Annotated in this window: 22 protein-coding genes; 11 read left to right on the top strand and 11 right to left on the bottom strand. The window is 62.6% G+C overall.

What is annotated here, in order from left to right; translation table 11 throughout:
- The 3 genes from QBK88_RS02925 to QBK88_RS02915 form a co-directional block, all read right to left on the bottom strand.
- The gene (locus QBK88_RS02925) at positions 1 to 2,034 is read right to left on the bottom strand and encodes an ATP-binding protein (protein ID WP_277960847.1); all 2,034 of its coding nucleotides are present in this window, start codon (positions 2,032 to 2,034) and stop codon (positions 1 to 3) included.
- 62 nt (positions 2,035 to 2,096) lie between these two features.
- Complete coding sequence (locus QBK88_RS02920; protein ID WP_277960846.1) at positions 2,097 to 3,017, bottom strand: putative 2-dehydropantoate 2-reductase; 921 nt, start codon at positions 3,015 to 3,017, stop codon at positions 2,097 to 2,099.
- Entirely contained in the window at positions 3,017 to 3,967 is a 951-nt protein-coding gene (locus QBK88_RS02915; RefSeq protein ID WP_277960845.1) for a diguanylate cyclase domain-containing protein, read from the bottom strand. Before QBK88_RS02915 ends, QBK88_RS02920 begins: the two co-directional genes overlap by 1 nt.
- Positions 3,968 to 4,137: 170 nt before the next feature.
- Here QBK88_RS02915 and QBK88_RS02910 point away from each other — a divergent pair, with 170 nt between their 5' ends.
- Both QBK88_RS02910 and QBK88_RS02905 read left to right on the top strand, forming a co-directional pair.
- Positions 4,138 to 4,617: a YajQ family cyclic di-GMP-binding protein gene (locus QBK88_RS02910; protein WP_158155313.1), complete on the top strand. Its 480-nt coding sequence runs from the start codon at positions 4,138 to 4,140 to the stop codon at positions 4,615 to 4,617.
- A gap of 99 nt (positions 4,618 to 4,716) precedes the next feature.
- Positions 4,717 to 5,553, top strand: coding sequence for a mechanosensitive ion channel domain-containing protein (locus QBK88_RS02905; RefSeq protein ID WP_277960844.1), 837 nt, complete (start codon positions 4,717 to 4,719; stop codon positions 5,551 to 5,553).
- 140 nt (positions 5,554 to 5,693) lie between these two features.
- Here QBK88_RS02905 and QBK88_RS02900 read toward each other — a convergent pair whose 3' ends face one another.
- The 3 genes from QBK88_RS02900 to QBK88_RS02890 form a co-directional block, all read right to left on the bottom strand.
- Entirely contained in the window at positions 5,694 to 7,091 is a 1,398-nt protein-coding gene (locus QBK88_RS02900; protein WP_277960843.1) for a hypothetical protein, read from the bottom strand.
- Positions 7,092 to 7,215: 124 nt separating this feature from the next.
- Positions 7,216 to 8,766 (bottom strand): AmpG family muropeptide MFS transporter, encoded by a 1,551-nt coding sequence (locus tag QBK88_RS02895; RefSeq protein ID WP_277960842.1) that lies wholly within the window; start codon positions 8,764 to 8,766, stop codon positions 7,216 to 7,218.
- 42 nt (positions 8,767 to 8,808) lie between these two features.
- On the bottom strand, positions 8,809 to 9,189 hold the full coding sequence (locus QBK88_RS02890; RefSeq protein WP_445764883.1) for an MGMT family protein: 381 nt from the start codon (positions 9,187 to 9,189) through the stop codon (positions 8,809 to 8,811).
- 79 nt (positions 9,190 to 9,268) lie between these two features.
- On the opposite strand from QBK88_RS02890, the gene QBK88_RS02885 reads away from it, so the two are divergent.
- The 9 genes from QBK88_RS02885 (at position 9,269) to QBK88_RS02845 (ending at position 17,237) form a co-directional block, all read left to right on the top strand.
- A complete protein-coding gene (locus QBK88_RS02885; RefSeq protein WP_268148551.1) occupies positions 9,269 to 10,276 on the top strand; it encodes a DUF481 domain-containing protein in 1,008 nt (335 codons plus the stop codon).
- Between the two features lie 103 nt (positions 10,277 to 10,379).
- Positions 10,380 to 11,111: a HugZ family pyridoxamine 5'-phosphate oxidase gene (locus tag QBK88_RS02880; RefSeq protein WP_277960841.1), complete on the top strand. Its 732-nt coding sequence runs from the start codon at positions 10,380 to 10,382 to the stop codon at positions 11,109 to 11,111.
- A 65-nt stretch (positions 11,112 to 11,176) separates the two neighbouring features.
- Positions 11,177 to 11,668 (top strand): FxsA family protein, encoded by a 492-nt coding sequence (locus QBK88_RS02875; RefSeq protein ID WP_277960840.1) that lies wholly within the window; start codon positions 11,177 to 11,179, stop codon positions 11,666 to 11,668.
- A 284-nt stretch (positions 11,669 to 11,952) separates the two neighbouring features.
- Positions 11,953 to 12,246 carry a co-chaperone GroES gene (locus QBK88_RS02870; RefSeq protein ID WP_158155612.1) on the top strand — a complete coding sequence of 98 codons (294 nt, stop codon included), beginning with the start codon at positions 11,953 to 11,955 and terminating at the stop codon, positions 12,244 to 12,246.
- A gap of 48 nt (positions 12,247 to 12,294) precedes the next feature.
- A complete protein-coding gene (gene groL / locus QBK88_RS02865) occupies positions 12,295 to 13,938 on the top strand; it encodes a chaperonin GroEL (RefSeq protein ID WP_277960839.1) in 1,644 nt (547 codons plus the stop codon).
- Positions 13,939 to 14,154: 216 nt separating this feature from the next.
- On the top strand, positions 14,155 to 14,838 hold the full coding sequence (gene colR, locus QBK88_RS02860; protein ID WP_268148558.1) for a two-component system response regulator ColR: 684 nt from the start codon (positions 14,155 to 14,157) through the stop codon (positions 14,836 to 14,838).
- The gene (locus tag QBK88_RS02855) at positions 14,828 to 16,105 is read left to right on the top strand and encodes a sensor histidine kinase (RefSeq protein ID WP_277960838.1); all 1,278 of its coding nucleotides are present in this window, start codon (positions 14,828 to 14,830) and stop codon (positions 16,103 to 16,105) included. The genes colR and QBK88_RS02855 overlap by 11 nt, the downstream gene beginning before the upstream one ends.
- A gap of 197 nt (positions 16,106 to 16,302) precedes the next feature.
- On the top strand, positions 16,303 to 17,019 hold the full coding sequence (locus QBK88_RS02850; RefSeq protein ID WP_277960837.1) for a lipopolysaccharide kinase InaA family protein: 717 nt from the start codon (positions 16,303 to 16,305) through the stop codon (positions 17,017 to 17,019).
- Positions 17,019 to 17,237 (top strand): hypothetical protein, encoded by a 219-nt coding sequence (locus QBK88_RS02845; RefSeq protein WP_277960836.1) that lies wholly within the window; start codon positions 17,019 to 17,021, stop codon positions 17,235 to 17,237. Before QBK88_RS02850 ends, QBK88_RS02845 begins: the two co-directional genes overlap by 1 nt.
- A 98-nt stretch (positions 17,238 to 17,335) precedes the next feature.
- Here the strand turns inward: QBK88_RS02845 and QBK88_RS02840 are convergent, their stop codons facing one another.
- From QBK88_RS02840 to QBK88_RS02820, 5 genes are all read right to left on the bottom strand, one after another.
- Entirely contained in the window at positions 17,336 to 20,365 is a 3,030-nt protein-coding gene (locus QBK88_RS02840; RefSeq protein ID WP_277960835.1) for a multidrug efflux RND transporter permease subunit, read from the bottom strand.
- A 15-nt stretch (positions 20,366 to 20,380) separates the two neighbouring features.
- Positions 20,381 to 21,508 (bottom strand): efflux RND transporter periplasmic adaptor subunit, encoded by a 1,128-nt coding sequence (locus QBK88_RS02835; RefSeq protein ID WP_277960834.1) that lies wholly within the window; start codon positions 21,506 to 21,508, stop codon positions 20,381 to 20,383.
- Between the two features lie 173 nt (positions 21,509 to 21,681).
- Positions 21,682 to 22,737 carry a DUF1513 domain-containing protein gene (locus QBK88_RS02830; RefSeq protein ID WP_277960833.1) on the bottom strand — a complete coding sequence of 352 codons (1,056 nt, stop codon included), beginning with the start codon at positions 22,735 to 22,737 and terminating at the stop codon, positions 21,682 to 21,684.
- A gap of 2 nt (positions 22,738 to 22,739) precedes the next feature.
- Entirely contained in the window at positions 22,740 to 23,804 is a 1,065-nt protein-coding gene (locus QBK88_RS02825; RefSeq protein WP_277960832.1) for an imelysin family protein, read from the bottom strand.
- 18 nt (positions 23,805 to 23,822) lie between these two features.
- A complete protein-coding gene (locus QBK88_RS02820) occupies positions 23,823 to 25,238 on the bottom strand; it encodes a di-heme oxidoredictase family protein (RefSeq protein ID WP_277960831.1) in 1,416 nt (471 codons plus the stop codon).
- Between the last annotated feature and the right edge of the window lie 112 nt (positions 25,239 to 25,350).

Raw genomic sequence — 25,350 nt, 5'->3', positions numbered from 1 at the left:
TCAAGTCTCCGAGGTTGCGCTGATGGCGGGCAAGGGGCTGGTCACCAGCGGCAGGCGCAAGGTGAAGCAGGTGCCCAGGCCAGGCGTGGACTGCACCTCCATCTGCCCTTTGTGGTTGTTGGTGATGATGAAGTAGGAAACCGAGAGCCCCAGGCCTGTGCCCTGGCCGATTTCCTTGGTGGTGAAAAAAGGCTCGAAGGTGCGCTTGCGCACCTGTTCAGGCATGCCGATGCCGTTGTCTTCCACCTGGATCTCGGCCCATGGTGGGTTCAGGCGCGTGCGCAGGGTGATACGCCCGGGCTCGCCCCCTTCGGGGCGCTGGTGAATGGCCTGGGCGGCGTTCTTGAGCAGGTTGAGCAGCACCTGTTCCAGTTCGTTGGCGGTACCGGGTACCGGGCCCAGGTGAGGGTCGAACTGGCGGATGATGTTCTGGCCCTTGAAGTCGAAGCCGATGGCCAGGTCGAAATCGTTGCCGGCGATGTCCACCGCTTGGTCGATCAGTGCCGGCAGGTCGCACGGCGCCAGTTGGCGGTTGCTGCGGCGGCTGAAACTGAGCATATGGGTGACGATCTTGGCGGCGCGGGCACCGGCCTGCTGGATGCCATCGAGCAGTTGCGGGATCTCGCGGGTGTGCAGGTAGCGGTTCACCGTGGCCAGGTCGATACCGGCCTCGCTGGCCGCCTCCAGGTTGCGCGGCAGGTCGGGCGACAGGCGCCGGCGCACATTCTGCACGTTGTGCAGGATGGCCCCCAGCGGGTTGTTGATCTCGTGGGCCATGCCGGCAGCCAGGCCGCCTACCGACAGCATTTTCTCGGACTGCACCATCATCTCTTCCAGGGACAGGCGCTGGCTGATGTCATCGATACGGATCACCACCCCTCGGCCAGCACCGCCCATCAAGGGGTAGAAGGTCAGGGCGTAGTGGTGGGCCACCTCGTCCTTGACCCAGGTGACGCGCTCGATCTTCGCCACGGTGTGCCGCTCCACGGTGTTCTTCAGTTCCGGGAGGAAGGGTTTGAGAGGCTCGAAGGCCAGGAAAATAGGCTGGTTGAGGGCTTCATCCAAGGGCGTGCCGGAAAGGGCACTGGCCTCCTGGTTCCACTGGGTCACATACAGCTGCTCGTCCAGGGCGATCAGTGCCGAGGGCATGGAGTCGATGATGCTGTTGAGGTAATTCTGGAAACCCGTGAGTTTTTTCTCGATCTTGCTGCGTACCTGCACTTCCAGCTCAAGCTTGCGGTTGGTATGGCGGGTTTCTTCAGCCAGGCCCTGGGCCTGGTCGTAAGCGGCCTGGGAATCGTCGCGGGCACGTTTGAGCTGTTGCTCACGTGCCTCGATGCGCGACAGCATGGTGTTGAACGCTTCGGCCAGGCTGCCGATTTCGTCGTGGTTGCCGGGCCCGGCACGCAGCGCGTAGTTCTCCTCGCGGGTCACTTGTCGTGACAGTTCTTCCAACTGATAGATGGGCTGGGTGATCAACCGTTTGATCTGCCGGGCGATGACCAGCCACAACAGCACGCTGAACACCAGGATCCCCAGGCTGGCAGTCAGTGTGCCGGTATAGAACGCCATGGGCAGTTCGCTGGTGGCTACCAGCAGCAGGTGGCCGGGCGGCTTGCCGCTGCGAGGCAGGTTGACCAGCTGGGTACTGCGAAACTCGGTCTGGCGCCATTTCTCCAGGTTGCGGTAGCGCTCGGGCAGTTTCAGTTGCTGGCCATGCTGCAGTTCGGCCAGCAACTTGCCGTCGGTGTCATAGACGGCGGCCGCGCGCAGGGGCGAGTAGCTGTTGAGTTCGTCCAGCAGTGCCTTGGCGCTTTCCGGGGAGTCCAGGGCTTCGATGGCCAGGGCCGGGTTGGTCACCAGTTTGCCGATGGTCTGCAGGGCTTGAGGCGCCATGCTTTCCTGGGAGATCCAGTAGGCAGCACTGATAAAGGTCAGGTTGGCCACCAGCAGTACAGTGGTCAGCAAGACCAGCAGGGCGGCGAGCAGTTTCTGCCCCACCGGCAGGTTTTCGAGGCGCTGGCGCAAAGGCATCGACGGTTCCGTTTTCCTGGAGAGGGCTCTGAGCCTTGAGTGTATCAAAGCGCGCGGCGGCCTCAGGTACTGGGCAGGCCGAGGGCCTGCAGGTGTTGGACCAGTTGGGTGTGCAGTTGTTGCAGGTGCGGCAGGCTGCGCTGGTGGCGCTGAGCCGCAGCGCAGGCGTAGCCCAGCAGGTAACTTATCTCGGTTCGTCGGCCCTGCCTCACGTCCTGGTGCATGGAAGAATAGTTGGCGGCGGTGGCGTGGATGACACGCTGCACTTCATCGTGCAGGTCGACGGCGGCTTCGGGCTGGCCGCAATGTTCCAGCAATTCGCCCAGCTCGGCGCACAAGGTTGCCACTTGGGCCGGGTGCTGCTGGAGGTCGCCGTTGCGGCAATCATGCAGCACGGTCAGGGGATTGATGGCGCAGTTGAGCGCCAGTTTGCGCCACAACCGGGTGAGGATATCCACGCTCCACTGGTGGGGAATGCCGCTGGCGCTCAAGTCGCCCAGCCAATCGGGCTCGGTGGGCCTCGCGGGGTCGCCCAGCCAGGTGAAACCGTGGCCGGCGAAGGTTACCTGCCAGTCGGCAGAGCGAAAGGCCCCTTCGGTGCTGGAGGCAAAGATGCAGCGGGCATGGGGTATTTTCGCGGCGACGGCGTCCTGGCTGCCCAGGCCGTTCTGCAGCAGGATCACCTCGGCGTCCGGCCCCAGGCGGGGTGCGAGGAGGCTCACCACCTGTTCGGCATCGTAGGCCTTGCAAGCCACCAGCAGGCGCTGGATGGGCGCGGTGCCATCGACGGTTTCGGCTGCCAGTGGGTAAAGATGACTGTGCTGCTGTTCCACCAGCGTCAGGCCCCCGACGGCCCGGTACTGGCGAAGCCGCTCGGCGTCGCGAAGCAGCAGCGTCACGGGCAGCCCGGCGCGGGCCAGGCGGCAAGCCCACAGGGTGCCCAGGCTACCGGCGCCCAGTACATGCCAGGCTATCGGGCTCATCAGCCGCGCACCGGCAGACGCTTGGCGCTGACCAGGCCGCTGTCGTAGGACTCGGCCAGCAGCGCTCGAGCCTCTTCGAACAACGCCTGGGGGGAGCCAGGCAGGCTGTGACTGTCGGCGCCGATCAGGCTGATGCCAGCCACGACCTCCACCGAGCCACTGGCGGTGATGAAGGCCTTAAGGTTCAGGCCATCGTGCAGGCGCTTGAAGCTGCTGGGCGCGCACTCCTGCAGGTCTGGCGGCAGGGTCAGCAGCACGAAGTGCTGGTCGTCCAGGCGACCCAGGATATCCAGTGGCCGCACCATTTGTTGCAGGCGGCGGGCCACGCCCTGCAACAGTTCGTCGTAGAAATCGCTGCCGAGTTCGCGCTGCAGGCTGTCAGCGTTTTGCAGGCCGATCAACAGGTAGCACAAGGCGCCGCCGCGGGCTTGCACCTGGCGCAAGCTGTCGGTGAGTTTCTGGCGCAGGTAGCGGGCGTTGCCAAGGCCGGTCAGCGAGTCCACCAGGTTGCGCTGTTCCAGGCTGGCGATGTTCTGGCGCAGCAGGCTGTTTTCCTGGCGCAGGCGCTGCACGGTGTTGTACAGGCGTTCGGCGGCCAGCAGCCGGGCCGGCAACTGATCCGCCAGGGCGTGGGGCGCCAGCACGTCATCGATGCCCAGGTCGGCGTTTTCGTCCAGCAACGCAGCTGCGGGCTGGTCGCTGATCAGCAGGATCCAGGTGTAATGCTCACCCATTTCGTCGAACTGCCGCACCCGCGACGCCAGGGCCAGGCCCTCAGGGCCTTCGAGCAGCAACAGGGCCGCAGGCTGCTTTTCCTGGTGCGCCAGGGCATCGGCGTGGCTGCAGTGGGCCACCTGTTGGCAACCGGCCTGCCGCAGCAGGGCCACCCGTTGTTCGGCCCTGGCGGGATCATCCTGCACCACTGCAACGCTCAGATTCGGGTTCGGCATGTGCGGCTCACTGGGGGAGGGCGACGAGTTGCCCGCTCGTGCGGCAAAGTTGGGGCACGAAGGGGCGCTGTGCAATGCTGGCAACCGTTATAATGATCCGGCATTTTAACCGTCAAGCCAGGCGTGCTCCATCTGTATCGAGCTGCGCCGTTTTTTTTTGGAGAATTTACATGCCCTCGTTCGACGTAGTGTCCGAGCTGGACAAACACGAAGTCACCAACGCCGTTGAGAACGCGGTCAAGGAGCTGGACCGCCGTTACGACCTCAAAGGCAAAGGCACCATCGAGTTCAAGGAACTGACGGTTACCCTGACCGCCGAGGCCGAGTTCCAGCTGGAAGCGATGGTCGAGATCCTGAAGCTGGCCCTGGTCAAGCGCAAGCTCGACGTCAAGTGCCTGGAAGTCAAGGACGCCTATGCCTCGGGCAAGGTGATGAAGCAGGAAGCCACCCTGCGCGAAGGGATCGACAAGGAACTGGCGAAGAAAATCGTCGCCCACATCAAGGACGCCAAGCTCAAGGTCCAGGCCGCCATTCAGGGCGAGCAGGTCCGTGTCACCGGCAAGAAACGCGATGATCTGCAGGAAGCCATCGCCGCCCTGCGTGCCAAGGAATTCGACATGCCGTTGCAGTTCAACAACTTCCGCGACTGATGCGCCCGGGGACGTCGAGGGGAACCTGAAGGGGCTTGCGGCGTCCCACACCCGTGGCGCGGGTGAAACGGTTGCGCCGACCGGCATTAGGAGAGCCTTATGGATGTGAACGCTGAAGTGGACCAACTCGTCCAGAAATCCCAGACCTGGATTCCCATGATCATGCAGTACAGCAGCCGCGTGCTGCTGGCGGTGGTTACCCTGGCCATCGGCTGGTGGTTGATCAACCAACTGACCCTGCGCGTGGGCAAATTGCTGGCCTTGCGCCACGCCGACCTGGCGCTGCAAGGCTTCATCAGCAGCCTGGCCAACATTGCCCTGAAGGTGATGCTGATTGTCAGCGTGGCGTCGATGATCGGCATCGAGACCACCTCATTCGTCGCCGCCATCGGTGCCGCTGGCCTGGCCGTGGGCCTGGCGTTGCAAGGCAGCCTGGCGAACTTCGCCGGCGGGGTCCTGATCCTCCTGTTCCGCCCTTTCCGCATTGGCGACTGGATCGAAGCCCAGGGCGTGCAGGGTACCGTGGACAACATCATGATCTTCCACACCGTGCTGCGTACCGGTGACAACAAGACCGTGATCATGCCCAACGGTCCGCTGTCCAACGGCATCATCACCAACACCAACCGCCAGCCCACCCGCAAGCTCACCTACGACATCGGTGTGGACTACGAGGCCGACCTGCAGAAGGCTCGGGAAATTCTCCTGGACCTGGCCAAGGACCCGCGGGTGCTGGAGTCGCCGGCGCCAGAAGCGGTCGTGTCCAACCTGGGTGACAGCGCGATCACGGTTTCGCTGCGCTTGTGGGTGAATACGTCGGACCTGGGGGGTGTGACCAACCTGATCAATGCCGAGATTCGCGACCGGCTGCGTGCGGCGGGGATCGATATTCCGTTTCCGCAGCGTGTGGTGCGGGTCGTGGCGGAAAACGCCTAGCCAACAAAAAGCCCCGTTCAGGGGCTTTTTTCTGACTATTGGCCGAGCTCTGTGATCGGCGCAACAGCACGATCAAACGCGACGGCCACAGCAGTATCCCAAGCCAACGCCAGGGAGGCGGGGGAGTCCCGCCAGCACCTTCATGGAAGGTATCGGTAAAGATCGACGAAGTAGTGACCTTGTCGGTCATCTTCCTCCCGGATCAAAAGCAGCTTGTTATCGGACTGCAAACGTATATTGATGATGTAAGCGCCTTCGGGGAAAATCAGCTGGCCGTTCTCACCGTAAAATTGCGCCGGCGCACCTTTTCGGGTGTACCTTGCCAGGCCGAACTGTCCAGAGAAGGAGGGCTTGAATAATACCGTCGTCTCCTCGGTAGTGCTGACGACGCAAGTTGCATATCCATCCGCGTTCTTCACGCTGAACCTGATCTTTCCTCCCGCAAACTCTGAAAGCGGAGTGCCATTGCTCTCCAACCCCACCAGCAGGGCTTGCTGAAAACCAGGGGAGCGGTCCCACGACGCGCCAACCCCAAAGGTTCGGTTGATATTGTCATTGGTCAGCCAGTCGATCTGGGCCCCGTAAAGCGCATTGTCCACCACGGTCCAACCGTTGATGCCATAGCTGGGGGAGGGAACGCCCTGTGGGTCGAGCCCACAGACGATCGCATCGCCCTTGATGTCGCCCGGGTCCAGGTCGCCGCCACCGACGATGATCTGTGAAGTGCTGGGGTTGTAGGTGATCGCAGAGAAGTAGGTGGGTCTGCCGTTATGAGCCAGGAAGGTATATCCCTTGGCGTCGAAATCGGTTTTCAAGCGACCAAACTCATTGAGGCAAATAACCAGGCCTGCATGGAAGGCATTGGAGACGTACAGGGTGCTGAAGGTCAGAAGCAGGTCGGTTTCGCGGGTGACGGCCTGAAAGGCCGGGGGCAATCGGAGCGAGCGGCTGGAACCCAGCAGCTTTTGCAGGTGCCTCAACGAGGGTGCGCGCGGGGCTGGATTGCTGGGTGCATGGGGGTTCTTAACAAGTCCGTGGGCACCACTTGAGTCAATCCAGGTTTTGTTTTTTTCAGCCGGGGGTTCGGTATCGGCAACCTCGAAGTGCACGATACCATTTCGGCTCGGGCCGAACTCCGTATCCAGGTCTCCATTCTCTTTCAGGCAGAAGACCACCGGGTTGACGGTGTCTTTCAAAAAGGAAGCGATGTACATCGTGCCGACCACGTAAATTTTCTGGCTATCGCCAGTGATGATCTGCGTGGGTGTGAATACCGAAGCGTTGTTCTCATCAGTGGGCTGCAGATCGACGTCGACCTTGGATTGCCCATTGGCGAAGTCGATGGGTTCGCCCTTGCTGTTGAACAGAGCAAGGCGAACCTTGGTCTGGTCAATGCTGTAGCAGACAACGATGGTCCCCCCTGCATCGATGCGTTGCCCCACCAGCGTCCCGGAGAGGTCTGGAGGAAGATTTACTATGCCGAGATTGCCGAAGTTTGTATCCAGTTGCGAGGAGCGTGAGTCAGTTGACGTGGTCATGGTAGTGCCTCTGCCCGTGGGAATGACATCGCCATCGTTCCCCGTGCGCTCAGAAGCGTCTACTGTCAAGTTTGACAGTAGACGGCTCCCTGTTCGCCTCACACGTTGGGTAATCCCTGCTATATCAGGGAGTTTCGCTCACAGGCTGTTCGTCTGAAGGCTCCATGCGCTTGCCTCGCCCTTCCTGATGCCAGTGCAAGGCAATCAGGAACAGCGTCGGTACGCCCAGCACCGCGGTGATCAGGAAGAAGTTGTGGTAACCGAACTTCTCCACCATTACCCCCGAATACCCGCCGATCAGGCGCGGCAGCAACAGCATGATCGAGCTGAGCAGCGCGTACTGGGTGGCCGAGAACTTCAGGTTGGTCAGGCTCGACAGGTACGCCACGAAGGCCGATGTGGCCATGCCCGAACTGAAGTTGTCCAGCGAGATGGTAACGATCAGCATGTTCAGGTTCGGGCCCATGTCGGCCAGCATCAGGAACAGCAGGTTGGTGGCCGCCGAGGCAACGCCGCCGACGAACAGAATCGGCAGGATGCCGAAGCGCACGATCAGCAGGCCACCGACACCGGCGCCCAGCAGGGTCATGACCAGGCCGAAGATCTTGCTGACGCTGGCGATCTGGTCCTTGGTGAAGCCCTGGTCGATGTAGAACACGTTGGCCATCACGCCCATCACCGTGTCCGACATGCGGTAGGTGGCGATCAGCCCCAGCAGCAGCAGCGCCTGCCAGCGGTAGCGCACCACGAAGTCGCTGACCGGGGTCAGCACCGGTGCCAGGCCACGACGGCCCATGGACGACAGGCACAGGGCGGTCAGGGTGATGTAGAGAATGGCACGCAGGAAGGCGCGGTCAGTCAGCAGCAGGTCCAGCAGGCTTTCGCCGTGGAACAGCACGCTGGCGAAATCGGTGTTGTAGAGCTGAGTGAACATGGCTGGCACGGAGATCAGCAAGATGATCAGCACGAACACCGACATCAGCTGGTGGCCGAATTTGTAGCGCCCGGCAGACAACTGGGTGCGCAGTGGCACGTCGGGCTCGCGCATCACCAGGGTGGTGATCAGCGCCGGTACCATCAGCACGCCGAAGAGCATGTAGGTGCCGGCCCAGGCCTTGTGCATGTAGGCGTAGCCCGTGGAACCGAATGCCTCGGCGAAGAACAACGCGCCCGCCGTGGCCAGCAGCGCGGCAATGCGGTAACCGGCCATGTAGCTGGCGGCCAGGGCGGCCTGGGTGTTGTCTTCGGCGATTTCCAGGCGGTAGGCGTCCACCGCGATGTCCTGGGTGGCCGAAGCAAAGGCGACCATCACCGCGATCGCGATCAGCCATGACAGGTGTTTTTGCGGGTCGCAGAAACTCATGCCGATCAGACCGATGATCACCAGCGACTGTGCCAGCACCAGCCAGGAGCGACGACGCCCCATGCGGGCGAGCACAGGCAGGCGCCATTGGTCCAGCAGCGGCGACCATACCCACTTGAACGCATAGGCCAGGCCGATCAGGCTGGCGTAGCCAATGGTTTCCCGGGCCACGCCGGCTTCACGCAGCCAGACGGAAAGGGTGGAGAACACCAGCATGTACGGCAGGCCGGCGGCGAAACCGAGCAACAACAGCACAAGGGTCGAAGGGCTGGCATAAGCGGCGAGCGCGGCGCGCCAGGTTTTACGGGGCATGGGCTGGAATCTGCCTCAGTTTACGAAAACAAAGCGCGCACTCTAACCGCTAGGGTCCATGGGGCGCCAGCCATGGCGACGTATATCCACGCGATTATTCATGAAAATAATCCCTTCGGCTCTCAAGCGCGCGCGTTGCTCCTCTCCGCCAGGTGTTCCAGAGGCCAGGCTTATCCGACCACCGGCACCTATCACCCGGTGCCATGGCAACTGGCTGCCCTCGGGCAGTTGACTCAAGGTGCGCCCCACCCACCGTGCGGCCCTGCCCAACCCTGCCATGTCGGCGAGTTGACCGTACGTGACGACCTTGCCCTGGGGTATTTGCGCCAGCACGACATACAGGGCCATGCGGCGCTCGGCGGCCGGATCGGCGGGGGAAATGTCACCAAATTGTTGCAATTGATTACTGAACTCATCGGTCATTTGTCGGTCAGTCCTTGCGCGAGGGCTCTCCATCCGGATGATGCCCGATTTCTTCCGAAACCTGAGCCCGAATCTGCTTATGCTGTCCAGAACCCTGATGTGCCTCGCCATCGCCAGTGCCTCAACCACCGCCCTTGCCGACACCGTCTGGATGAAGAACGGCGACCGTCTCACCGGCAAGATCACGGTGTTCGATGGCGGCAAGCTCATGCTCGACACGCCTTACGGCGGCTCCGTGGCCCTTGACTGGAAACAGGTCAAGACCCTGGAGAGTGACCAGGAACTGCTGGTCAAGCAGGACGCCTACACCGGCCAGAAAGCCAAATCGCTGAAGGCGTCTGACGACGGCAAGGTGATCATGCAGAACGGCGAGGCGCCCAAGACCGTGGAGCTGGCCAGCATCCAGCAGATCATCAAGCCCAAGCCCGTGGTGGGTGATCTGGTGTGGAAGGGCAACATCGATGCGGCCGTGGACTTCCAGCGCGCGGACAGCGACACCGACGATTACAACCTGGCCTTCAAGACCTCGGCGCGCAGCGGCCGCTGGCGGCACACGGCCGATGCCGAATACAACCGCGAAACCACTGACGAGGTGGTCGGCACCAACAATTGGAATGCCGAATACGCACTGGACCGTTTCATCACGGACAAGTGGTATTGGCAAGGCCGGGTCAACGTCAAGCGTGACTTCGTCGAAGACCTGTCCAAGCAGCGCACCGTCGGTACCGGCCCGGGTTACCAGTTCTGGGATGACGAACTGGGGGCGTTCTCCCTGGGCTCGCTGCTCAACCACAGCACCTACGAATACGCCGATGGCGATAAATCCGATTTCTACTCGGTGGGCGTGAAGTGGGCGTACAACCGCTTCCTGATCGGCAAGACCGTCGAGTTCTTCACCAACGGCGAAGTGGGCAAACCGCTCAGTGGCGTGGCGGACTACAGCCTGGACTCCGAAGTGGGCCTGCGCTACAAGGTCACCCAGTGGGCTTCGCTGAACCTCAAGTACGAGAAAGACATGGTCACCGGCTCCAGCAACGCCGACCTCAACACCAGCCGCTACACCGCCGGTTTCGGCGTGGCCTGGTAAAAAGCATGGCCACAGGCTGCAAGTGGTCGCGTCCGGCTTGCAGCTTGCGGCTTGCCGTTCAAAGCTTGTAACTTGAAGCTCCTTTAAATAGAAGGAGCTTCAGGTGAGCGCCCAAACCCTGCGTCAGGCCCGTGAACTGCTGCTCAAGGAATACCGCGGCGTTCTGTCCACCCATTCCAGGTCCATGCCCGGTTTCCCGTTCGGCTCGGTAGTGCCCTACTGCCTCGATGCCCAGGGCAACCCGCTGATCCTCATCAGCCGCATTGCGCAGCACACCCACAACCTGCAGAAAGACCCCAAGTGTTCCTTGCTGGTGGGTGAGCGTGAAGCCCAGGACGTGCAAGCCGTGGGGCGTCTGACCGTGCTGGCCGAGGCCCGCAGGCTGGACGACGAGGCGCAGATCGAAGCGGCGGCCCTGCGCTATTACCGTTACTTCCCGGATTCGGCCAACTACCACAGCGCTCACGATTTCGACTTCTGGGTACTGGAGCCAGTGCGCCACCGTTATATCGGGGGGTTCGGCGCCATCCACTGGCTGGATCACGTAACCCTGGCCAACCCGTTTGCCGGCACCGCAGAGACCGGCATGGTCGAGCACATGAATGCCGACCACGCCAAGGCCATCGCCCACTACGTGGCATTGGCAGGCCTGCCTGCTCAGGTACCCGCGCAATTGGTGGGTATCGACGGCGAAGGCATGCACCTGCGCATTGGCCAGGCGATCTACTGGCTGCCCTTTGAAAAACCTTGCAACAATCCTGTGGAAGTCCGCCAGGCACTGGTTTCACTGGCCCACGCCCAAGCCTGGCCGACCGTTGGACAGGTCGAGGCTTGAATTCACGAAATGTCGACGTCATCTAGGGTTTACTGGAAGTCGTTCTTCCGCAGAGGAAACCCTTGATGCGTGCTTTTCTATTTCTGCTCCTGCTCTTCCCGGTGCTCGAGCTCTTTGTCTTTTTCCAGGTCAGCGTGGCGATCGGGTTCTTCCCCGCGCTGGCGCTGATCATCGCCGGCTCCGCCATCGGCGTGCTGGTGGTGCGCGTGGCGGGTCTGGCCACGGCACTCAGTGCCCGGCAGAGCCTGCAACGCGGTGAGTTGCCGGCCGATACAGTCTTTCAAGGCCTGATGCTGGCCATTGGCGGTGGCCTGTTGCTGTTGCCCGGGTTCATCAGTGACGTGCTGGGCCTGCTGTGCCTGCTGCCGTTCACCCGCAAGCTGATTGGCAACAAGCTCAGCGCCAAAGCCCGTGAGCAAGCGTCGCGCCAGCGTTCTTTCGCCGAAGACCTGCAGCGTGGCCAGACCTATGAAGGTCATGCTCGCCCGGCGGCCAACCATGCGGTGGGCCGTGAGCCAACGGTGATCGAAGGCGAATTCGAAAAGCGCGACTCCTGAGCGGGTCGCTGTGGGAGCTGGCTTGCCAGCGAGTTTTTTGGGCCCTCCAAAAGCTCGCTGGCAAGGCAGCTCCCACTTTTTTTGCCCGGGCGAAAGTGAAAATTTTTTTGGCCAGCACTTGTAATCGTTCAACGCGACCTCATGTATGGGTCACCGCAAGGTTTCTGGCTTTGCCAGACAATATTCCGCGTCTCGCGCAGCGAGCCGCGACCGGCCCCGCCGGATGAACCACAACGCCGGTACAGACACCGGCCGCTGAAAACCATAATTAGGAGAGATCGACAATGAAGCTTCGTCCTCTGCATGACCGCGTCGTTATCCGTCGCAGCGAAGAAGAAAAGAAAACCGCTGGCGGTATCGTTCTGCCAGGTTCGGCTGCCGAGAAAGCCAACAATGGTGAAGTCATCGCGGTCGGTACCGGCCGAGTGCTGGACAACGGTGAAGTACGTGCTCTGGCCGTGAAAGTGGGCGACAAGGTCGTGTTCGGCCCTTACTCCGGCAGCAATACCGTGAAGGTTGACGGCGAAGACCTGCTGGTGATGAGCGAGAACGAAATTCTCGCCGTCATCGAAGGCTGATAAAACCGCTGCTCTCCCGTTACTACCCAGTATTCAAGGAAAACGATCATGGCTGCTAAAGAAGTTAAATTCGGCGACTCCGCCCGCAAGAAAATGCTGACTGGCGTTAACGTTCTGGCTGACGCGGTAAAAGCGACCCTGGGCCCGAAAGGCCGTAACGTGATCATCGAGAAGAGCTTCGGCGCTCCGACCATCACCAAGGACGGCGTTTCCGTCGCCAAGGAAATCGAGCTCAAGGACCGCTTCGAAAACATGGGCGCGCAGCTGGTCAAGGACGTTGCGTCCCGTGCCAACGATGACGCTGGCGACGGCACCACCACCGCCACCGTTCTGGCTCAGTCGATCGTCAACGAAGGCCTGAAAGCCGTCGCTGCCGGCATGAACCCGATGGACCTGAAGCGCGGCATCGACAAGGCGACCATCGCCATTGTCAAAGAGCTGAAAGCCATGTCCAAGCCATGCGCTGATTCCAAAGCCATCGCCCAGGTCGGTACCATTTCGGCCAACTCCGACTCCTCGATCGGCGACATCATTGCCGAAGCCATGGAAAAAGTCGGTAAAGAAGGCGTCATCACCGTTGAAGAAGGCTCGGGCCTGGAAAACGAACTGTCGGTTGTTGAAGGCATGCAGTTCGACCGCGGCTACCTGTCCCCTTACTTCGTCAACAAGCCAGACACCATGGTCGCCGAGCTCGACGGCCCGCTGATCCTGCTGGTTGACAAGAAGATCTCCAACATCCGCGAAATGCTGCCAGTGCTGGAAGCCGTTGCCAAAGCCGGCCGCCCACTGCTGATCGTGGCTGAAGACGTTGAAGGCGAAGCGCTGGCGACCCTGGTCGTGAACAACATGCGTGGCATCGTCAAGGTTGCTGCCGTCAAGGCGCCAGGCTTCGGCGACCGTCGCAAGGCCATGCTGCAGGACATCGCTGTTCTGACCGGCGGTACCGTTATCTCCGAAGAGATCGGCCTGAGCCTGGAAAGCACTACCCTGGAGCACCTGGGTAACGCCAAGCGCGTCGTTCTGTCGAAAGAAAACACCACCATCATCGACGGTGCTGGCGTCGAGGTTGACATCCAGGCTCGCGTTACCCAGATCCGTCAGCAAGTGGCCGACACTTCGTCCGACTACGACCGTGAAAAACTGCAAGAGCGCCTGGCCAAGCTGTCCGGCGGCGTTGCAGTGATCAAGGTTGGCGCTGGTTCCGAAGTTGAAATGAAAGAGAAGAAAGCCCGCGTTGAAGACGCCCTGCACGCTACCCGTGCTGCGGTCGAAGAAGGCGTGGTACCTGGCGGTGGCGTGGCCCTGGTTCGTGCACTGCTGGCCATCTCCGCGCTGGAAGGCGACAACGCCGACCAGAACGTAGGTATCGCTCTGCTGCGTCGCGCTGTTGAAGCGCCACTGCGCCAGATCGTCGCCAACTCCGGTGACGAGCCAAGCGTGGTTGTCGACAAGGTCAAGCAAGGCCGTGGCAACTACGGCTACAACGCTGCTAGCGGCGAATACGGCGACATGATCGAAATGGGTATCCTGGACCCAGCCAAAGTGACCCGTTCGGCACTGCAGGCTGCTTCCTCGATCGCCAGCCTGATGATCACCACCGAAGCCATGATCGCCGAGATCAAGGATGATGCTCCTGCGGCTGGCGGCATGCCAGACATGGGCGGCATGGGTGGCATGGGCGGCATGATGTAAGCCAGCCTTACCCATCGCTTCACAAGAAACCCCGCCTCGTGCGGGGTTTTTTCATGCAGCGTGGGAACTGGCTCGCCAGTGCGCTTCCTGGTCTCCACGTCGCGATGGTACGCCAGCTCCCCCAGTGACAAGCGTCAGCCGTCACTGGCCCTTGGGGCCCGAACGCCGTAAGCTGCCTGCGCCCAAGGGCAAACACACTGGACGGAGAACCTGCCCATGCGAATTCTATTGGTTGAAGACAACCGCGATATCCTCGCCAACCTGGCCGACTACCTGGGCTTGAAGGGCTATACGGTCGACTGCGCCCAGGACGGTCTGTCCGGTCTGCACCTGGCGGCCACCGAGCACTATGACCTGATCGTGCTGGACATCATGCTGCCTGGCATCGACGGCTATACCCTGTGCAAGCGGCTGCGCGAAGACGCCCGGCGCGAGACTCCGGTGATCATGCTGACCGCCCGCGACCAGTTGGACGACCGCCTGCAGGGTTTCCGCTCGGGTGCCGACGATTACCTGATCAAACCTTTCGCCCTCTCGGAGCTGGCCGCGCGCATCGAAGCCGTACTGCGCCGCGCACAGGGTGGCGGGCGCCGCAGCCTGCAGGTCGGTGACCTGAGCTACGACCTCGACACCCTGGAGGTGAGCCGCCAGGGGCGTGCCCTCAAGCTCAACCCGGTGGGCCTGAAACTGCTTGCCGTGCTGATGCAGAAGAGCCCGCATGTATTGCGGCGCGAGGTACTGGAAGAAGCCCTGTGGGGCGATGATTGCCCTGACAGCGACAGCCTGCGCAGCCACGTTCACCAGCTGCGCCAGGTCATCGACAAGCCGTTCGACAAACCATTGCTGCAAACGGTGCATGGCGTGGGGTATCGCCTGGCCGAGGGCAAAGATGGAGTTTAAGCAAAGCCTGGCACAACGCATCATCATTGCCTTTGCCTTGATGAGTGCCTTGGTGGCTGGCGCGTTTGCCGTGGGTATTGTCGCCACGGTGCACCTGGTTGAAGAAAAACTGATCTCGGCGGGGTTGGGGGGCGACCTGCAGCGCTTGCTGCTGATGGACAATGTCAGCGACTGGAACCATCGCCCTGAGCCGGACCAGCTGTTCTACTACAGCGGCGGGCGCGGCGATTACGCCCTGCCCAAAGACTTGCGGCACCTGGCACCGGGCTTTCACGAAGTGTTCCGCGGCGACCTGTCTTACCACGCCATGGTGGAGATCGTCGACGACCGCCGCTACGTGCTACTGCAGGACCAAAGTGATTTCGAAGAGCGCGAGCGCGTATTGTTCGCCGTGGTGCTGGTTGGGTTCGTCCTCAGCCTGGCGCTGGCGGTGTTCCTTGGCTGGGTGCTGGCCCGCCGGGTGATGGCACCGGTGGTGCGCCTGGCGCGCCAGGTACGTCACCGCGACCAGTTGCTGGGCCTGGCGCCGCCACTGGCGCCGGACTACGCCGCTGATGAAGTGGGTGAGTTGGCGGTGGCGTTCGATGCCACCCTGGGGCGCCTGCGCGATGCATTGAGCCGGGAGCGGTTGTTTACCAGTGACGTCAGCCATGAGCTGCGTACCCCCTTGATGGTACTGGCCACCTCCTGTGAGCTGTTGCTGGAGAACCCGGCCCTGGATGCCCGCGCCCGCGCCCAGGTGGAGCGTATTGCCCGCGCCTGCGTGGAAATGCGGGAGCTGGTGCAGACCTTCCTGATGCTGGCGCGAGCCCAGCGCAACGAAAGCGAGATGAGTGCCCAGCTGAGCCTGGACCAGGTGGCCGATAACCTGATCAACCTGTGGCGCGGACCTATCGAACACAAGGGCCTGGCGTTGACGGTGGTGCGGGGTGAGTTGCCGCCCACCCGGTACAACGCCACGTTCCTGTTGGCGGTGATGGGCAACTTGCTGCGCAACGCATTGCACTACACCGACACCGGTTTCATTCGCCTGACCCTGGAGCCATCGGGCTTCAAAGTGGAAGACACGGGTATCGGCATTCCCGAAGAAAAGCGCCTGGCCGTGTTCCAGCCCTTCGTGCGTGCCACCGAGCGCCGCGGGGAAGGCCTGGGGTTGGGCTTGTCGCTGGTACAACGCATTTGCGATGACCAGGGCTGGCAGGTCGAATTGACGGCGCGTGAGCCTAATGGCTGCTGCTTTCAGGTCACGTTGGCGACAGACGGTTGACTGACCATTGGGTCATTCAGCAGTTGTGGCCCTTGGCTATCATTAAGCTTCTGTAAAACCTTGCTCCTGTTTCGCAGTAGTCTTACATTTTTTTCACATTGGTATTACACGCACATGACGTATGACTGGCTATTTTTGCCGTCGCCGTGGCCCTTGACCACCGCCAGCGTGTAGTCAGTTTTCGCAAGGAGTAACGAATGGCCATCGACTACGCTACTGAAAACACGGCGGCGTCTGAAACGCGCTTCGATTATTTCTGGCGTCAACGGGGTGAGTGGGTTGAGGAGCCGAACGTACGACGCGGCGGTGAAAGCGGGGTTCAGCGGGTGTACGCCGATAACGGCCAGCTGCTGTACGTCAAACGTCAGACAGGGCACATTTACCGAAGCGTGCTGCACCCATTCGGCCGGCCGACGGTGCTGCGTGAGCGCGATGCCCTGCAAGGCTTGCATGCCCTGAACGTCAACGTGCCGAAATTGGTGTTCTGCGGCGCTCAGCGTGACCCACAGCATCAGTGGCGCGCGTTGTTGGTGACCGAGGCCCTGGACGGTTATGACGAGATCGAAAACTGGTATGCCGCCGGTGGTCGCGAGCGTCACGGGGAGGCTGTCCATGATGAAATGCTGCAAGTGTTGGCCCAAAGCCTGGCGCGCATGCACCGGGGTCGTTGGCAGCACAGTTGCCTGTACATCAAGCATGTGTTTGTGCGAGTAGTCGGCGAGGGCGCGGCGGCCAGACCTGAGGTTGCGTTGCTGGACCTGGAAAAATGCAGGCGTCGCTGGACCGCTTACGGGGCAGCCCAGCATGACCTGAAACAGTTGCGTCGCCATTCGTCGTTCAGCGACGCAGACTGGAAGAAACTGCTCTATTTTTATGAGACGGCGTTTGGCAGCGTAATCAAAGGTTTAGAGTGATGAAACGAGGAATTGCTCGAGGTTTTTTTCTGGTGGGCGCGCTGGCTGTCACTACGGCTGCCATGGCCGCGTGGGATCAGCCTCGGCCTGGCGTTCTCAGCGCTGCGCAGCAGTGCCCACTGCCCCGTACGCCCAAGGTGCAGGCTGACGCCAAGCCTGATCACGACCTGTTGCTGTTCATGTTCGGCCTGACCCAGGGTGTTCGCTCCCGCGGTTGACCAAGGCGCCTGCTTTTCGAGGGGGCAGGCGTTGCGCGTCGCGGTAAATGCGGTTTGCCTGGTACTGCGCGGCGTTTGTGACGCGGCCAGGTCCGCTGCTACGCGGCTCGGTCAGGTCTGGCCACCAGCGTGTACACGCAAGGCAGTACAAACAGGGTGAACAGCGTCCCCACCGACATCCCCGTCGCGATCACCATGCCAATGTCGAAGCGGCTCACTGCCCCCGCCCCCGTCGCCAGAATCAGTGGCACCATGCCAAAGACCATCGCCGCGGTGGTCATCAGCACTGGCCGCAAACGAATGGCCGCGGCTTCTTCCACCGCCTCCCGTACGCCAAGGCCTTTGTCGCGCCGCAACTGATTGGCGAATTCGACGATCAGGATACCGTGCTTGCTGATCAGCCCGATCAAGGTCACCAACCCTACCTGGGTGTAGATGTTCAAACTCGACCAGCCCAGAAACAGCGGGATCAGCGCACCGCAGATCGACAGGGGCACCGTGACCAGAATCACCAGCGGGTCGCGGAAACTTTCGAACTGCGCGGCCAGCACCAGGAAGATGATCGCCAGCGCCAGGCCGAAGGTTACCCATAGTGCATTACCTTCCTGCACATACTGGCGGGCGCTGCTGCCGTAGTCGAAGGCGAAGCCGGCGGGTGCTTCCTGGCTGGCGATATCGCGCACGGTCTGCACCGCGTCGCCCATGCTGACAATGGGGTAGCCCTGGATGATCGCCGAGTTCAGTTGCTGGAACTGGTTGAGCTGGCGCGGCCGGGCACGGTCGCTGACGGTGATCAGCGTCGACAGGGGCAGCAACTCGTTCTTGTTGTTGCGCACGTAGTACTGGTTGAGCCAGCCAGGGTTGTCGCGGTAGGCGCGCTCCACCTGGGCAATGACCTTGTAGCTGCGCCCGTCGAGGGTGAAGCGGTTTATCTCCGACTCGCCCAGCAGGGTGGCCAGGGTGCCCCCCAGCTCTTGCATGGACACACCCATCTGCGCCGCCTTGGCCCGGTCGATATCCACCACCACCTCGGGTTTGTCGAAGGCCAGGTCAATGTCCAGGAAGGCGAACTTGCCGCTGGCCTCGGCGCGATCCTTGACCCGCTGGGCCACGTCCAGCAGCGACTCGTAGTCGTTGGCGGTGTTGATCACGAACTCAAAGGGCAGGCCCTCACCGGTGCCCGGCAGGGCAGGCAGGTTGAAGCCGAATATCTGCAGCCCCGGAATTTGTGCCAGGCGCGCTTGCACCTCGGGCAGCAGCTCCATCTGGGTACGGCTGCGTTCATTCCAGGGTTTGAGCAGGAAGCCGCCGATGCCCGACTGCACGCCGTTGAAACCGTTGATCTGGAACGAGGAGTAGTACTCTGGAAAGTCCTTGAAGATGGTCAGGAACTGGTCGGTATAGGTGTTCAGGTAATCCAGGTTGGTAGGCTGCGGCGCCGTGGCCATCATGAAAATGATGCCCTGGTCCTCGTTGGGCGCCAGTTCCGACTGGGTGAACTTGAGGAACACGGGAATCAGGCCCAGCACGATGAAGGCGAACACCACCACCACCGGGCGGGTCTGCAGGGTGGCGTGAAGCATGCGCTGGTAACGTTGCTTGAGCCGTTCGAACAGATGGTCCAGGCGGTGTGCCAGGCCCCTGGGGTTGGTATTGGCACGCAGGAGCAGGGCGCACATCATGGGCGACAGCGTGAGTGCGACCACACCGGAAATCACCACCGCGCCTGCCAGGGTCAGGGCGAACTCCTTGAACAATGCACCCGTGAGCCCCTCCAGGAACCCGATGGGGGCGTACACGGCGGCCAGGGTGATGGTCATGGACACCACCGGCATGGCGATTTCCCGGGCACCTTGCAGTGCCGCGTCGAAGGGCGAGCGGCCTTCCTCGATATGGCGGTGGATGTTCTCCACCACCACGATCGCATCGTCCACCACCAGGCCGATGGCCAATACCATGGCCAGCAAGGTAAGCAAGTTGATGGAGTAGCCCATCAGTTGCATGAAGAAGAGCACGCCGATCATCGATAGCGGAATGGTTACCACCGGGATAATCACCGAGCGCAGAGCACCAAGAAACAGGAACACCACGACAACCACGATCAGCACCGCCTCGAACAGGGTCTTCACGACCTCGTCAATGGACGCCTGGATGAACAGCGTGGCGTCGTAGGCGATGGAGGCCTTGAGGTTGGGCGGCAGCTGCGCCTCGAGGTCAGGCATCAGCTTGCGCACCTCGCGGATCACATCCAGCGGGTTGGCGCCCGGGGTGGCCTTGATACCGATGTACACCGAGGGGGTGCCGTTGAACGAACTGACGGTATCGTAGTTCTCAGCGCCCATTTGCACCCGCGCCACATCGCCCAGCAGCACCCGGCTGTCGCCGTCGGTCTTGAGCGGAATGGCGGCGAAGCCTTCGGTGGATTTGAGGTCGGTGGCCGCGTTGATGCTGGTGACGATGTATTCGCCTTTCACTTCACCGGCTGCCGACAGGAAATTGTAACGGCGCACCGCATCAGTGACATCGTTGGCGCTCAGGCCGTAGCCGGCCAGTTTCACCGGGTCCAGCCACAGCCGCATGGCGAACACCTGGTTGCCGAGGATTTCGGCCTGGGCCATGCCCGGCAGCGTCGCCAGTTTGGGCTGGATCACCCGTGACAGGTAATCGGTGATTTGCGGGTTGTTCAGTTGGTCGCTGAAAAAGCTGATGTACATCAGCGCCGACGCGTCGGCGGCTTCCTTGCTCAGCACCGGGTCCTCGGCGTCCTGGGGCAGCTTGTTCTTGACCTCGTTGGCCTTGGCCAGCAGTTCGGTGAACAGGCGGTCGCTGTCGGCGCCAATGCGGGCGTAGATGGAGATCACCGAGAAATTCTGCCGGCTCACCGAGGTCATGTAGTCGATGCCCTCGGCGCTCGCCAGGCTCTGCTGCAATGGCTGGGTGATATAGCCCTGAATGGTCTCGGCATTGGCGCCGGGGTACGCAGTGGTCACGGTAATCAGCGCGTTTTCCATCTGCGGGTACTGGCGAATGGGTAGCTTGCTCCATGCCTGGAAGCCGAGCAAAACGATCAGCAGGCTGATGACGCTGGCCAGCACTGGCCGGCGGATGAACGGGTCGGTAAAGGCCATGGCCGTTCTCCTGGGTCAGTGGTTGGTCTGGGTCTGGTCGGGGCTGATGCTGACGGCCGCGCCGCTGGTGAGTTTCAGTTGGCCCCCGGTGACCACTTGCTCGCCGGCCTTGAGCCCCTTGCTGATGATGACCACCCCGTCGCGACGTTCGCCGGTATCGACGAAACGGCGTTCAGCGATCAGCACCGGTTTGCCCTGGGCATCCATGCTCGGCTTGCCATCGGCTTCGTGTTTCTCAGCGACCACATACAACGAGTTGCCGTACAGGGTGTAGGCCACGGCGCTTTCGGGCACCACGACTTCGTTTCTGGGTTGTGGCAGCACGATCTGCAGATTGGCGAACATACCTGGCAACAGTTTTCCCTGGGGGTTGGCGAGGGTGGCGCGGATGAGAATGTTGCGCGTGCTGTCCTCGACCTTGGGGTTCAAGGCGCTGATCCGGCCCTCGAACGTTTGCCCGGGCCAGGCGGCGACCGTTACCTGAACCGCCTGGTCCAGATGCACCTGGGGAATGACCTGCTCGGCCACGTAGAAGTCCACGTACAAACTGCTCAGGTCCTGCAGGGTCGCGATTACCGTACCGCTGGCCAGGTAGTCGCCCACGTCTACCCGGCGAATGCCGATGGTCCCCGTGAAGGGCGCGACGATGTTCTTCTTCGCCAGGCTGGCCTTGAGCTGCGCCACGGTGGCCTTGTTCTTGAGCAGCACGGCGTTGAGGCGGTCGAACTCGCCTCGGGAGATAGCGTGGCTGTCCACCAGTTGCGCGCCGCGGCCATAGTCCACCTGGGCCAGGCCAAGGTCTGCCTGGGCGGTGCCCAGCAGGGCTGCTTCCACGTCGCTGTCCAGTTGCAGCAATGGTTGGCCGGCCTTCACCTGCTGGCCGGAATCGAACTGGATGCTGCGCACCGTGCCAGCCACTTCCAGGCTGAGGTTGACGCCCTGCAGCGCCTTCAGGCTGCCCACGGCCGGCAACCGCGATTGCCAGGCGCGCTGGCTGGCGGTGGCCACGGCAACGGCCACGGGCGGTTTGGGCGCGGTGAACTGCTGGATCTGCCGGTACACGGAAAAGGCCTTGTAGCCACCCAGCACCAGCACCACGAGCAGCACGACGCCCAACATGATCAGCATGCGGCGACGCAGCATATTCCTGTTCCTTGGAGACGAGACGAAGAGTGCAGCACATTATTCCTGCACAGCGCTTTATGCCAACGCGCTGTGTTGCTGGATATTACCCCCTTTTTTTCCTGCTCATCGCACTTGTGGGAACGGGCTTGCCAGCGAGCTTCTCGGGCTGGCTCTCGTGCACAGGGAAGGTTTTACAATGCTCGGTGCAGGTGGTTGTCCCAATAGCCGGCGGGCAGGTTCAGCACGCGGGCCACGGGCGCAGGGCCGCGGCAATCGAACAGGCGGGCGCGGCCCTGGCCGGAGGTGACCACGAAGCCATCCGCTACCATCGCGACGCCCGCGCAGTCGGGCATCGAGACTTCCAGGCGCTCGGCACCGGTGTCCAGGTCCCAGACGAAGAACCGGTTGGCGCGCGGTGCGGTCAGCGCCACCAGGCGCAAGCCGTCATGCACGGCGACGCTGGCGGTGTAATGGGCCATCTGCCGCAGTTGCCGCTCGCTGACGGGGAACGGTTGCAATGGCTGCCCCGGACGTTTGATCGCCAGCAGCGGCGCGCAGTGTTCGGCCTCGCCCATGTATTGCTGGCAAGCCAGCACGGTGCCGTCGCCGGCCACAGCCAGGTGGCGCACGCTGTTCATCGGCTGTGCCAGGGTTTCCTGACTCAGCCGGGTGCCGTCGCGGCGCATCAGTACCAGGCTGGGCGCCATGGCATCGAGGTTCATCTCTACCCGGCTCTCGGCTTCGGTGCGAATGCCGCCGTTGGCTACCACCAGGGTTTCGCCGTCGGGCAGCCAGGCCAGTTCGTGGGGGCCGATGCCGTGGCTGGACAGTTCGCCGTGACGGGCCAGTTGCTGGCCGTCGAAACGGTACACGCCGATGACACCTCGGCCAGGTTCGCGGGTGTCGTTTTCCGTGGTGTACAACCATTCGCCAGCAGCGTGGACCACGGCATGCCCTTGAAAGTGCCGGTTCGGCGGGGCGGTCAGCGTCTGCAGCAGGCGGCCGTCGCGCAGGTCCAGGAGGTAGCATTCGGTACCGGGCCGTCGGGCCACGAACAATACCAGGGGGCGCGTCGGGTGCTGGACGATGGCGTGGCAGCGCTGGCTGACGCGGGTGGCGAACACCTGGCGCCCGTCCAGGCGGTAGCCCACTGCATGGTGACGGCCTTCGCCATCGTCGCGCGCCGACAGCAACAGGTTGCTGCCCTGGGGGGCGAGCAGTGTCTTGAACCAGTGCGCCAGGCCCATGGTCAGTCCCCGTCGTTGGCGTTGAAGCCCAGGGCGATGCCCAGCGCCTTGGCCAGTTCACCCTCGTGCAGCCGGTGCAGGGTGTTGAGGCCGTCGTAAAGGATGTCCAATTGCTGACGGCCCTGCGGGTCGCCCAGCAGTTCGGCCAAGGGCCTCTGGTTGTCGGCTAGCAGCGCCTGCGCGGCGGCGTACGCGGCATCCAGGCGCCCGGCCAGGTTTTTCTGGTCCTTGCCCAGCAGGCCACGCAGGCCTTTGCCGTCCACGCCTTCCCATACCGCCTGGGCCGCATCCAGGCTGGCCGCCAGGCTCGCCAGCGAAGCCTGGCTGCGCCACGCTTCGGCCTGCAGCGGTTGCGCAATGCCCTTGCTCTGCCTGCCCATGGGGGTACCGAGTTTTTTCTTCAGGGTATCCAGGGCGTTGACCTGGGCGCGCAGCAGGTCGGCGATGGCTTCGTGGGCGTCGGCGTAGCGCGGGTTGGGGAAGTGGCTCAGCTCCCAGAGCATGCCCTCAGGGGTGTTCCACTGCGCCAGGATGGTTTCGGCAAGGGTTTTCTGATGCTCGCCGATGGCGACCAGCAATGGGCAGTAGCGGGCTTTCTGATTGGCATCGGCGAGGTCCAGGCGAGCATCGAACAGGATGTATTCGTACGCCGACAGGCCCTGTACCACCACACTGGCATTCGCCAGGTGGCTGGCATCCACGGGCGTGGGGGCGTTGACCAACTGGTCCACCTGGCGCCCCACGAGGTTTTTCTTGTCGGGCCAGAACTGCACCTGCCATGCCCGGTTGCCTTCGGCCAGCGGGCCGATCAGCAGCGGCTGCAATTGCGCCCAGGCTCGTTGTGCATGGAGGAAGTCCGCGCGGGCGGTACCCAGGCTGGCGGTGCCCTGGCAGTAGGCCAGGGCGCTGACCGCCAGTTGCCGGTCTGCATCGGCCCAGCGGTTGTAGGTGGGCAGTATCACCTGCCGGGCAATGGCGGCGCTGGTGACGGCCTGTTGGTCCTGGGGGCTACAGGCCCCCAGCACCAGAGCGGCGAGGCTGGTGAACAACAGCGTGGGACGAAACATGTGGGGCTCCCGGCAGGCTTACAGTGAATTCAGAAACGCCAGCAACGCCGCGCGCTGCCCGGCATTGAACGACAGCACATGGCGGCGTGAGGCCGCGGCCTCGCCGTCATGCCAGAGAATGGCTTCCATGGCATCGCGGGCGCGCCCGTCATGCAGGTATTGGGTGTGGCCGCTGACCGTCTCGCTCAGGCCCATGCCCCACAAGGCCGGCGTGCGCCAGTGCTGGCCGCTGGCAGCGAACTCGCTGCGCTGGTCGGCCAGGCCCGGGCCCATGTCGTGCAGCAGCAGGTCCGTGTAGGGGCGGATGTGCTGGTTGGCCAGTTCCGGCTCCGCAGCGTCCGCCGCCGTCGTGTAGTTCGGAACATGGCAGGTCTGGCAACCCGCCTGGTGAAACAGCAACTTGCCGGCCAGTACCTGGGGTGTACTGACGTCGCGCCGGGCGGGAACTGCCAGGTGGCGGGTATAGAACAGCACCAGGCGCTCGATGTTCTCACTGACCTCCGGTTCACCACCGTTGGCGGCCGCCAGGCAATCGAGCTGCGCGGCTGTGCACGTGGCGTTGGGCAGTTGGCGGGACGTCAGACCCAAGTCATTGGCGAAGGCATGGGCATTCTGCTGAGCCAGCGACGGCTGGCCGGCTTTCCAGCCGAAGCGGCCGATCACGACTTTGCCCTGGGCGTCATCCCAGACCCGGTTTGGCCGGCCCTCGACGCCATCGGGTTTGGCCGCTTGCGCTTGGGCGTTGGCCAGTATCGCTTCCTCGGGGATGGCCTCCAGCAACCCCAGGCCGACCATGGGCGGCGCGACCCGTGCGGAAAGGCGGGTCTGGGGGTGCAGCGGCCCGTAGCCAAGCTGGCTGAGCACCAGGCGTGGCTTGCGCAGTTCGGTGCGGGTGCCGTCGTCGAAGGCCATGGTCACCAGGTCGTACTCGACCCGCACCTTGGCCTCTGGCGCTACCCCGGGAATCGCCATGTCCTGCAATTGTGTGCCGTATACCGGTTCGGGGTTGACGCCCAGGCGCTGGATGATTTGTGCCTGGGCCGCGGTGTCTGGAATGGAGACGCGCACCAGCATCGACACCGCGCTACTGGCGTCGGTTTCGGGGGGGTGGCCGCGGCCGTCCTTGATGTGGCAGTTCTGGCAGGCGTTGGTGTTGAACAGCGGCCCCAGGCCGTCGCGGGCGGTGGTGGTGGCTGGCGCGATGACCCACGGGCTGCGGAAGAAGCTGTTGCCGGCGCTGAAGTCCACCCGGCCTTCAGGCGACAGGTTCGCCGACGGCTGGGCGAAGGCGTTCAAGTCACTGCGCCACACGGTGGCTGCCCCGCCTGACAGCGCTTCGCCGCGTTCCGTTTCACCCAGGCGCACGGCATCCCCGCAGCCGCTCAGGCACAGGGTCAGTAGCGCGGTACTGAGGCGAGGGGCAGGTGATGGCATCGGCAATCCGTGGCAGAAGGGCTGGGGCTGGCAAGCTTAGCAGGGGGGCGGTGGGCAAAATGGCAGGGTCAACCTTTGAAACAAAATACTGGCTGGCGTGTTGCGATGGTCA

Origin of the sequence: Pseudomonas sp. RIT-To-2 (genome assembly GCF_029623465.1) — a bacterium.
GTDB lineage: Bacteria > Pseudomonadota > Gammaproteobacteria > Pseudomonadales > Pseudomonadaceae > Aquipseudomonas > Aquipseudomonas silvicola.
Note: the sequence above shows the minus strand (reverse complement) of the source record. Positions and strands in the feature narration are given on the sequence as shown.

Excerpts from the sequence above, each read along its gene's own strand:
- QBK88_RS02900 (WP_277960843.1), bottom strand. The coding sequence starts at position 7,091 with ATGACCACGTCAACTGACTCACGCTCCTCGCAACTGGATACAAACTTC.
- QBK88_RS02895 (WP_277960842.1), bottom strand. The coding sequence starts at position 8,766 with ATGCCCCGTAAAACCTGGCGCGCCGCGCTCGCCGCTTATGCCAGCCCT.
- QBK88_RS02850 (WP_277960837.1), top strand. The coding sequence starts at position 16,303 with ATGGCCATCGACTACGCTACTGAAAACACGGCGGCGTCTGAAACGCGC.
- QBK88_RS02910 (WP_158155313.1), top strand. The coding sequence starts at position 4,138 with ATGCCCTCGTTCGACGTAGTGTCCGAGCTGGACAAACACGAAGTCACC.
- QBK88_RS02870 (WP_158155612.1), top strand. The coding sequence starts at position 11,953 with ATGAAGCTTCGTCCTCTGCATGACCGCGTCGTTATCCGTCGCAGCGAA.
- QBK88_RS02840 (WP_277960835.1), bottom strand. The coding sequence starts at position 20,365 with ATGGCCTTTACCGACCCGTTCATCCGCCGGCCAGTGCTGGCCAGCGTC.
- QBK88_RS02875 (WP_277960840.1), top strand. The coding sequence starts at position 11,177 with ATGCGTGCTTTTCTATTTCTGCTCCTGCTCTTCCCGGTGCTCGAGCTC.
- QBK88_RS02915 (WP_277960845.1), bottom strand. The coding sequence starts at position 3,967 with ATGCCGAACCCGAATCTGAGCGTTGCAGTGGTGCAGGATGATCCCGCC.
- QBK88_RS02820 (WP_277960831.1), bottom strand. The coding sequence starts at position 25,238 with ATGCCATCACCTGCCCCTCGCCTCAGTACCGCGCTACTGACCCTGTGC.
- QBK88_RS02890 (WP_445764883.1), bottom strand. The coding sequence starts at position 9,189 with ATGACCGATGAGTTCAGTAATCAATTGCAACAATTTGGTGACATTTCC.
- QBK88_RS02855 (WP_277960838.1), top strand. The coding sequence starts at position 14,828 with ATGGAGTTTAAGCAAAGCCTGGCACAACGCATCATCATTGCCTTTGCC.
- QBK88_RS02925 (WP_277960847.1), bottom strand. The coding sequence starts at position 2,034 with ATGCCTTTGCGCCAGCGCCTCGAAAACCTGCCGGTGGGGCAGAAACTG.
- QBK88_RS02825 (WP_277960832.1), bottom strand. The coding sequence starts at position 23,804 with ATGTTTCGTCCCACGCTGTTGTTCACCAGCCTCGCCGCTCTGGTGCTG.
- QBK88_RS02830 (WP_277960833.1), bottom strand. The coding sequence starts at position 22,737 with ATGGGCCTGGCGCACTGGTTCAAGACACTGCTCGCCCCCCAGGGCAGC.
- QBK88_RS02920 (WP_277960846.1), bottom strand. The coding sequence starts at position 3,017 with ATGAGCCCGATAGCCTGGCATGTACTGGGCGCCGGTAGCCTGGGCACC.
- QBK88_RS02845 (WP_277960836.1), top strand. The coding sequence starts at position 17,019 with ATGAAACGAGGAATTGCTCGAGGTTTTTTTCTGGTGGGCGCGCTGGCT.
- QBK88_RS02905 (WP_277960844.1), top strand. The coding sequence starts at position 4,717 with ATGGATGTGAACGCTGAAGTGGACCAACTCGTCCAGAAATCCCAGACC.
- groL (WP_277960839.1), top strand. The coding sequence starts at position 12,295 with ATGGCTGCTAAAGAAGTTAAATTCGGCGACTCCGCCCGCAAGAAAATG.
- QBK88_RS02835 (WP_277960834.1), bottom strand. The coding sequence starts at position 21,508 with ATGCTGCGTCGCCGCATGCTGATCATGTTGGGCGTCGTGCTGCTCGTG.
- colR (WP_268148558.1), top strand. The coding sequence starts at position 14,155 with ATGCGAATTCTATTGGTTGAAGACAACCGCGATATCCTCGCCAACCTG.
- QBK88_RS02885 (WP_268148551.1), top strand. The coding sequence starts at position 9,269 with ATGCTGTCCAGAACCCTGATGTGCCTCGCCATCGCCAGTGCCTCAACC.